The organism is Pantoea sp. Pa-EAmG (assembly GCF_030024295.1).
GTDB lineage: Bacteria > Pseudomonadota > Gammaproteobacteria > Enterobacterales > Enterobacteriaceae > Pantoea > Pantoea dispersa.
In genome coordinates, this window is the sequence record NZ_JASEWO010000191.1 from 1 (window position 1) to 7,820 (window position 7,820).

The following is a 7,820-nucleotide window of genomic DNA, read 5'->3' on the forward strand; positions in this document are numbered from 1 at the left end:
GCTGGTGATAGCCTGGGGCTGAGCGAGCTGTATGACCAGCTTGAAACGGCAGAAAAAGCCAACCTGACGCCAATTACAAATCAGCAAACCTCTTATAAAGCCAAGCTGACAGCATGGGGCGTCGTGCAAACGGCACTGGCGAAAGTCCAGACAGCTGCCGCTGCGCTCAAAGACACGTCTGCAATTGCCTCAACAAAAGTCAGTAGCACCAATACCGCGTTCACCGCCACGCTGGCCAATGATGCGGCGGCCGGTAACTTTTCGGTTGAAGTCACCCAACTGGCTAAAGCGCAGTCGCTGCTGTCGAAAAGCGCGACCAGTAAAGATGGCGATTTAGGCGATTCCAGCCTCGCCTCGCGCACCATCACCATTACGCAACCGGGTCAGAAAGACCCAATGACCATCACGCTGAGCAAAGATCAAACCAGCCTGACGGACATTAAAGATGCGATTAACAAACAGCAGGGCAGCGTTACCGCCAGTATCATCAAATCCGATGACAATACCTATTATCTGGCCCTGACCTCGCGTGATACCGGCACCACCAACGAGATGACGGTTTCTACCGATGACAGCGCCCTGGCGCAGTATATTGGTTTTACCAAAGGTGGCAGCAGCAATGGTATGACGGAGCAGGTAACCGCTGCCGACGCCAAACTGAGCATCAACGGCGTCGCCATCACCCGCAGCAGCAACACCATTACTGATGCGCCGGAAGGCGTCACGCTGAATCTGACCAAAACCAACACCGGCAGCCCGGAAACCTTATCCGTCACCAAGGATAATGCGCCGATGATCGCCGCGGTGCAGGCTTACGTTGACGCGTACAACTCGCTGCAGACCACCATCAGTAACCAGACCAAATACACTGCCGTGGATCAGGGCAGTACCTCGCAGGACTCCAGCAATGGCGATCTGTTAGGTGATGGCACGCTGCGTAACATCCAGACCAGCCTGCGCTCCAAGCTGTCCACCAGTGCCCAAAGCGGCGGCAGTATTTCCCTGCTGTCACAAATCGGTATTACCCAGGACGTGAATGGCAAGCTGACCGTCGACAGCACCAAGCTGAACAAAGCGCTGGATGAAAAATCGGCGGATGTGGTCAGTTTCCTGTCCGGTGACGGCAAAACCACCGGCTTTGCGACGCAAACCAGTAACTATCTGGATCAGATTTTAGGCAGCAATGGCTCTGTACAGAACGCCACTGATGGCATCAATAAAACGCTGAAAAAACTGTCTGACGATTACGATCGGGTAAACGCACAGATTACCGCCACTATGGCGCGCTACAAGACACAGTTCACGAACCTGAATACGCTGGTCTCATCCATGACCCAGACCCAGAACTATCTGACGCAGCAGTTCGCGAACATGAGCAGTTAACAGGAGTTAAATATGTACGCTAAATCGGGAACGCAGGCCTACGCACAGGTCGGTCTGGAAAGTGCCGTGTTAAGCGCCAGCCCACATCAGCTGGTGGTTTTACTGTTTGATGGCGCGCTCAGCGCCATGAAGAAAGCCACCATTCTGATGGATCAGGGCGACATTCCCGGTAAAGGCCAGGCGCTGTCGAAAGCCATTAATATCATTACTAATGGCTTACGCGCCGGGCTGAACCATGAAGCCGGTGGAGAGATTTCTGCCAATCTGGATAATCTTTACGAGTACATGACCCGCCGTCTGCTGGAAGCCAACCTGCACAACGATCCGGCAGCGATTGCGGAAGTCGAGCGCTTGCTGAGCAACATTGCCGACGCGTGGAAACAAATTGGTCCTCACGCCGTTCAGGAAGCGTAACCATGACTTCAGATAACGACCTGCTGCAGGGGTATCAGCGTTTGCTCAGCCTGAGTAATCAGATGTTGAAACAGGCGCGCCAGGGGCACTGGGATGATTTAGTGTCCAGTGAGGCAGCTTACGTGAGCAGCGTTAAGCACGTAGCGCACGACCGTGATACCTCCGCCCTGCCTGCTGCGCTGCGTGTCCAGTTACGGCCCATGCTGAAGCAGGTGATGGACAATGAGCTTGAGATTAAGCAGTTGATGGCGACCCGCATGGAAGAACTGCGTTCGCTGGTCCAGCAAACCACGCAGCAACAGAAAGTCACCAACGCGTATGGTCGTTTTTCCAGTCAGGTGCTTTACCCCAGCGATTTATAATCCTCTCTGTCAGGGAGACGCTGTTCTCCCTGGATTCTTACCGCCCCCGCCATGCTAAGCGTTTAATTACCCCCTTAAACTGAGCCTTATTACCGCCTTGAATGATGGCAACTGTGGCACATTTAACGCAGACCTTTTCAGCCTTGCCGGCTGTATTCTCTCTTTATAAGGCAACGACATGCTCGATATCGCGGATTTAAAAGTTTTTTTTCAGGAGCCTGAAATACAGCAGCTCATCGATGACACCTGGGATAAGGTCGGTGATGCTCTGGCACAGGCGCAGGCAGAATTACCGGCAGAGCTGGCCATGGCGCGCCGTGAACTCTCTTTCCATAGCCATGTAAAATGCCTGGGTTATCTTTGCTGGTTACTCGAGCATAATAATGTGGCGGGTGACATCATTGAAATCGGCGTGTGGAAAGGGAAATCGACGGCTTTCATGAATGAAATTTGCCAGCATAAACGTCGCATTATCAGCATCGATCCCATGGAGCTGGCAAATCAGGAAAGTGAGCTGCGCTTTTATCACGAAAAGCTGTTTCCCCAGGTTAATCTCATCCGTGGCTACTCTGAATTAAGTATTGAGCGGGTGCAGGCCCTTAATCCGCGTACCGTATTACTGCATATTGACGGCGGACACGAAGGCCGCCATGTATTGCTCGATTTCCTGTTATATTCGCCCACCCTGGTGCAAGGCGGCTTTATCGTCTTTGACGATTATCGCGATCACCAGTATTCACCGCAGGTCGGTCCTGCTGTGGATTTATTACGCGCGGGTGGCTATTTTAATGGGTTCGATGTGATTGGCAGTTTGCCCGGCTTTGAAAACAGCTATTTATTGCAGAAGCGATAACCGTTCCAGCCTGATGAAATGTCCTCTCCCGCAGTCGGGAGAGGAAGAAAAGCATTTCAGCTCTGTCCCTTATTTCTCTGCCGAGACCGGCCTGAGAATCTGCGGCTCAATATCCTGAATCACCGCATCGCCAGGGCGCTTTGCCACTTCGTCCAGCGCCTGCTGGCACTCGACGGTTGGGCGTTCCACTTTACGCAGCGTCAGGCCATCGTAGTGCAGCTCACCGTTCTCCAGCGAGAGCGGCATCACACGCGCCTGACGGTTAACGTTAACCCAGTCATCATCCAGGCGCGTCAGCTTGCCCGGTTTGGCAATCACCCGCTGCCACTGGCGGCAGTCAAGGGTAGCGCCATCAGCGCTAACGATCAGGCTGGCCATAGCCTCGCTGCTGATCAGCTTGCTCTGCGGCCCCATCGTCTGCCAGTTACCCTGCAGCTCCAGCGGTGCCGGGGTTTTTACCGCTTCGTCATAACTGTTGATTTGCGCACAGCCGCTCAGCGCCAGCGCGGCCAGTACCATCCACTTTTTCATCTTCGGTCCCTACACTCGCATCAATGGCGGCTACGTTATAATGTTTTCCCGGCGTGACGCAAGGTATCTGCGGTGGATTCCCCCTTCTCTTTCTCCGGCGCCCTCAAGCTGTTCAACTCTTCGCCGATAACCTGATGTGAAGTCTAAAGCACCTGCACCCATAACAATATTGACGACTTACTCACCCTGGTTTCGGAGAACGCTGTTATGCGATTGACCCTTCGCGCACGTCTGGCTGCGATTGTCAGCCTGCTGTGCCTGTTACTGATTATTGCTGCCGTCTGGGGAATTATCGGCCTGCGCGCTGCCGATCAGCGCGCGCAAAATGCCTATCAGAACGAGCTGCTCCCGCTGCAATACTCTTCACGCCTGTACCGCATGGTGCAGGAGCAATCCGCTACCCTGTTCGATGCGCTGCGCTACTGGACCGACAGCAGTGAAGTGGAAAAACGCCTGGCACGCATTGCGCAGTACGGTCAGCAAATCAACGCCGATCGCCATACCTGGCAGCAGCTGGCGTTTGATGCGCAGACCAAACCGCTGAGCCAGCGCTTCCTGACCCATCTCGACGGCTGGCAGGGTGCGCTGCACGAAGCCGGTGAGCTGCTGAAAGGCGGTAACCCGTCCGCCGCACTGGTGGTGATCGAAACCCGCCTGCGCAGCGGCAGCCAGTTGCTGCAGCAGGATATCGATCAGCTGGATACGCTGATGCGCCAGCATGCGCAGACGGCCTGGCAACAGGGCAACCGCGACTACCTGCTGGCACGCAATAGCCTGTTCGCCATCCTGCTGTTGGGTCTGAGCCTGGCGCTGGTCTCCGGCTGGCTGCTGATCCGCTCGATTAACCGTTCCATCGCCCAGGCGCGCGAGCTGGCGGATGCCATTGCCGGCGGCGAGCTCAATCACCGTATCGGTACGGTAACGCGCGATGAGATGGGGGAACTGATGCAGGCGCTGCTGCGCATGGATGTGCGGCTGGCGGAGATCGTGCGCGAGGTGGGCGAAAGTGCCCATGCACTGAGCGATGCGGCACGCCAGATGGCGGATGGCAACGACGATCTGTCGGAGCGCACCCATGCGCAGGCCAGTTCGCTGGAGCAGACTGCGGCCAGTATGGAGCAGATGACCGCCACGGTGAAACACAACGCGGACAACGCCGCGCAGGCCAACGAGCTGGCAAGCGATGTGCGCCATCAGGCCGAGCGCGGCAGCGGTGTACTGCGCGACGCGGTGAGTGCGATGGAGGAGATAGAATCCTCCAGCAAGCGCATCGCGGATATCAACCGCGTGATTGATGAAATCGCCTTCCAGACCAACCTGCTGGCACTGAATGCGGCGGTAGAAGCGGCGCGCGCCGGGGAACAGGGACGCGGCTTCGCGGTGGTGGCGTCAGAGGTGCGACAGCTGGCGCAGCGTTCGGCCGGTGCCGCACAGGAGATCAAGGCGCTGATCGATGCCAGCGTAGGTAAAGTCGAAGCCGGCAGCGCGCTGGTGCAGCGCTCTGGCGAGATGCTTAACGACATCAACCACGGCGTGGCGCGCATGGTGGATATCGTTGGCGAGATCGCTGTGGCCAGCCGCCAGCAATCCAGCGGTATCGAGCAGGTGAACACCGCGGTAATCCAGATGGACGGCGCCACCCAGCAGAATGCATCGCTGGTGCAGCAGGCCAGCGCGGCCAGCCAGACGGTGAGCCAGCATGCTGGTTTGCTGGTGGAAAAAATGGCATTCTTCCGCCTGCAGCAGCCATAAGGAGCCGCCATGAAGCGTACCATAATCGCGCTGCTGGCCGCGCTGCCGCTGCTCAGCCAGGCCGCCACCACGCTCAATATCGCCACCATTGCCAATGGTGACATGACTATCATGCAGCAGCTGTCGAGCCGTTACGAACAGCAGCATCCGGACGTGAAACTTCAATGGCACGTGATGGATGATGGCGCCCTGCGCCAGGCGGTGCTGGCAGCCATGAACAGCGGTGACGCAAAATTTGATGTGATTACCGTGGGTACCTATGAAGCGCCGCTGTGGGGTAAAAAAGGCTGGCTGGCGCCGCTCAATAACCTGCCGCCAGAGTATGACAGCGACGATCTGCTGACGCCGGTGCGCAAAGCACTATCCTGGCAGCAAACGCTGTACGCGCTACCGTTTTACGGGGAAAGCAGCATGACCTATTACCGCAAAGATCTGTTTGCGGCGAAAGGGCTGACCATGCCAGACGATCCCGACTGGACCGACATCAAAAATTTTGCGGCGAAACTCACCGATCCTCAGCACGGTATCTATGGCCTGTGCCTGCGCGGCCAGCCCGGCTGGGGCGATAACGTGGCCCTGCTCACCACCATGGCCAACGCCTATGGTGCGCAGTGGTTTGACGATCACTGGCAGCCGACGCTGAATTCGCCAGAGTGGCGTGAGGTATTGACCGATTATCTGGCGATGGTGAAACAGGACGGTCCGCCGGATACGGCCAGCAATAGCTTTGGCCAGATCCTGCGTCTTACCGCACAGGGAAAATGCGCGATGTGGATCGACAGTACCGTCGCCGCCGGGCTGCTGATTAACCCGCAGATCTCGCTGGTAGCGGACAAGCTGGCGTTTGCGCCGGCGCCGGGCGGCATTACGCGCAACGGCTCGCACTGGCTGTGGTCGTGGGCGCTGGCGGTACCGGCTAACTCACCGCAGCGCGCCGCCGCCGTGGACTTCATCAGCTGGGCGACCTCGCGGCAGTATATTCAGCAGGTCGCGGATACCGTCGGCTGGGGAGCGGTGCCACCCGGCAGCCGCAACTCCACCTACCAGCAGCCAAACTACCAGCGCCTGGCGCCTTACGCCGCTCAGGTGCGCAGCGCGATTGAATCCGCCACCGTCGATCAACCGACATTGAACACCGTACCTTACACCGGTGTGCAGTACGTCAGTATTGCTGGCTTTGATCAGATGGGTAACGCCGTCGGGCAGAATCTGGCGGCGCTGCTGCAGGGCAAGCTGACGGTGGACCAAACGCTGGAAAAAAATCAGCAGGACGTGACGCGCCTGCAGGCCGCACAGCAGTAAACATTCGGGGTTCCTGACAAGTCGCCGTGTGCGGGTTACACTAACGCGCAATTTGACCGGCAGGAACCCCGAATGAAAACCCCTGAAGAGTATTACGCCCAGGCCCGCAGCCTGTTTTTCACCGCCCACCCTGATTTTCAGTCCGCGCTGGATGAACTGAGTGAGAGTGATGCGCGCGCCGCCAATATGTCCCTGCGTGAACTGCGCGCGTGGCACGCCGAGCGCATCTATGCCGCGTTTCTGCGTCAGAAGAAGCTCGACGGCATGCTGTTCTCCATCCAGCTGGCGGAACCGGATAAAGCAGTTGCTGCACAAGCGATTGAAACCTATCTGAAATCTCACGCGGAAGCGCTGGGTATGACGTGGGAAGAGTTCTGTATTAAGAACGAGTTATAAGCAATGCACTGATAAAAAGGCGATCGGAGAGAAATTTCCGGGGAAAAAGTTGTACAAAATGGGAAAAGTTGTATAACTTAATACTCACGACGACTGTCGTCGATTGTCCTTGAACGAAAGGTGCTATTGCACCGCCTCTGGAGGTGTTGCTGGATTTCCACCTCCAGAGGTTCGATTTTTTGCGTACGCCCTCTGCTTTTGCCCGCTTTACTCCCCTGTCGTTGCATCTTTACGCCGCGCTGTTTCACCCGTATGAAAATAATTGCCGCCCTGCCGCTTGTCACTGGTTTTATTTACAGTAATATGACGCTCCCACTTTGATTACTGGAATGCCCTGATGTTTGTGGAGCTGATTTACGACAAGCGCAACGTAGCCGGTTTACCGGGCGCGCGCGAAATGATTTTGCAGGAGCTGGAGAAACGCGTGCAGCGCGTGTTTCCGGATCTGGAAGTGCGAGTTAAGCCGATGGAGCGTAACGCCATCGAAACCGATATGAGTAAAAACGACAAGGCGACAATTGCGCGTATTGTTGAAGAGATGTTCGATGAAGCCGAGATGTGGCTGGTGGCCGATTAGGCCACCAGCTGCCGCGCTTAGCTTTCCTGCTCGCTGTGATTGATGGCGATTTCCAGATCCTGAATCGCCTGATCGATATCATCCAGCAGCTGTCCCTGCTTGTTGATCAGCGTATCAAAACGCGTGGCGTACTCTTTATCCTTATACTCCCCGGCATCAAAGGCCAGCCAGTGGCTGGAAAGCGTCTCAGTGTTGGTCTGCGCATAGTGACGCATCTCTTTTAACTGGGAGGTGACATCACGCAGGTAGT

The 7,820-nt window shown here is 56.4% G+C and carries 10 protein-coding genes; 8 read left to right on the forward strand and 2 right to left on the reverse strand.

Annotation, left to right across the window (positions count from 1 at the left end):
- The 4 genes from fliD to QMM04_RS19085 form a co-directional block, all read left to right on the forward strand.
- On the forward strand, positions 1-1,383 hold a 1,383-nt coding region (gene fliD, locus QMM04_RS19070; RefSeq protein WP_282996767.1), incomplete at its 5' end, for a flagellar filament capping protein FliD.
- 12 nt (positions 1,384-1,395) lie between these two features.
- On the forward strand, positions 1,396-1,797 hold the full coding sequence (gene fliS, locus QMM04_RS19075) for a flagellar export chaperone FliS (protein ID WP_021509889.1): 402 nt from the start codon (positions 1,396-1,398) through the stop codon (positions 1,795-1,797).
- Between the two features lie 2 nt (positions 1,798-1,799).
- Complete coding sequence (gene fliT, locus QMM04_RS19080; RefSeq protein WP_282996769.1) at positions 1,800-2,159, forward strand: flagella biosynthesis regulatory protein FliT; 360 nt, start codon at positions 1,800-1,802, stop codon at positions 2,157-2,159.
- A 178-nt stretch (positions 2,160-2,337) separates the two neighbouring features.
- Positions 2,338-3,012, forward strand: a complete 675-nt coding sequence (locus QMM04_RS19085; RefSeq protein WP_058757411.1) for a class I SAM-dependent methyltransferase — start codon at positions 2,338-2,340, stop codon at positions 3,010-3,012.
- A gap of 69 nt (positions 3,013-3,081) precedes the next feature.
- Here QMM04_RS19085 and yedD read toward each other — a convergent pair whose 3' ends face one another.
- The gene (gene yedD, locus QMM04_RS19090; protein WP_282996770.1) at positions 3,082-3,543 is read right to left on the reverse strand and encodes a lipoprotein YedD; all 462 of its coding nucleotides are present in this window, start codon (positions 3,541-3,543) and stop codon (positions 3,082-3,084) included.
- A 207-nt stretch (positions 3,544-3,750) separates the two neighbouring features.
- Between yedD and QMM04_RS19095 the strand changes: the two genes are divergently transcribed.
- From QMM04_RS19095 to QMM04_RS19110, 4 genes are all read left to right on the forward strand, one after another.
- Positions 3,751-5,295 carry a methyl-accepting chemotaxis protein gene (locus QMM04_RS19095; protein WP_125311399.1) on the forward strand — a complete coding sequence of 515 codons (1,545 nt, stop codon included), beginning with the start codon at positions 3,751-3,753 and terminating at the stop codon, positions 5,293-5,295.
- A 9-nt stretch (positions 5,296-5,304) separates the two neighbouring features.
- Positions 5,305-6,597, forward strand: a complete 1,293-nt coding sequence (locus tag QMM04_RS19100) for a sugar ABC transporter substrate-binding protein (RefSeq protein WP_282996771.1) — start codon at positions 5,305-5,307, stop codon at positions 6,595-6,597.
- Between the two features lie 72 nt (positions 6,598-6,669).
- A complete protein-coding gene (locus QMM04_RS19105; RefSeq protein WP_127834271.1) occupies positions 6,670-6,993 on the forward strand; it encodes a DUF6388 family protein in 324 nt (107 codons plus the stop codon).
- Between the two features lie 337 nt (positions 6,994-7,330).
- Positions 7,331-7,570, forward strand: a complete 240-nt coding sequence (locus QMM04_RS19110; protein WP_021509882.1) for a DinI-like family protein — start codon at positions 7,331-7,333, stop codon at positions 7,568-7,570.
- Between the two features lie 17 nt (positions 7,571-7,587).
- Here the strand turns inward: QMM04_RS19110 and QMM04_RS19115 are convergent.
- Positions 7,588-7,820 (reverse strand): hypothetical protein (locus QMM04_RS19115; RefSeq protein WP_282996772.1); only part of this gene is annotated, 233 nt, incomplete at its 5' end.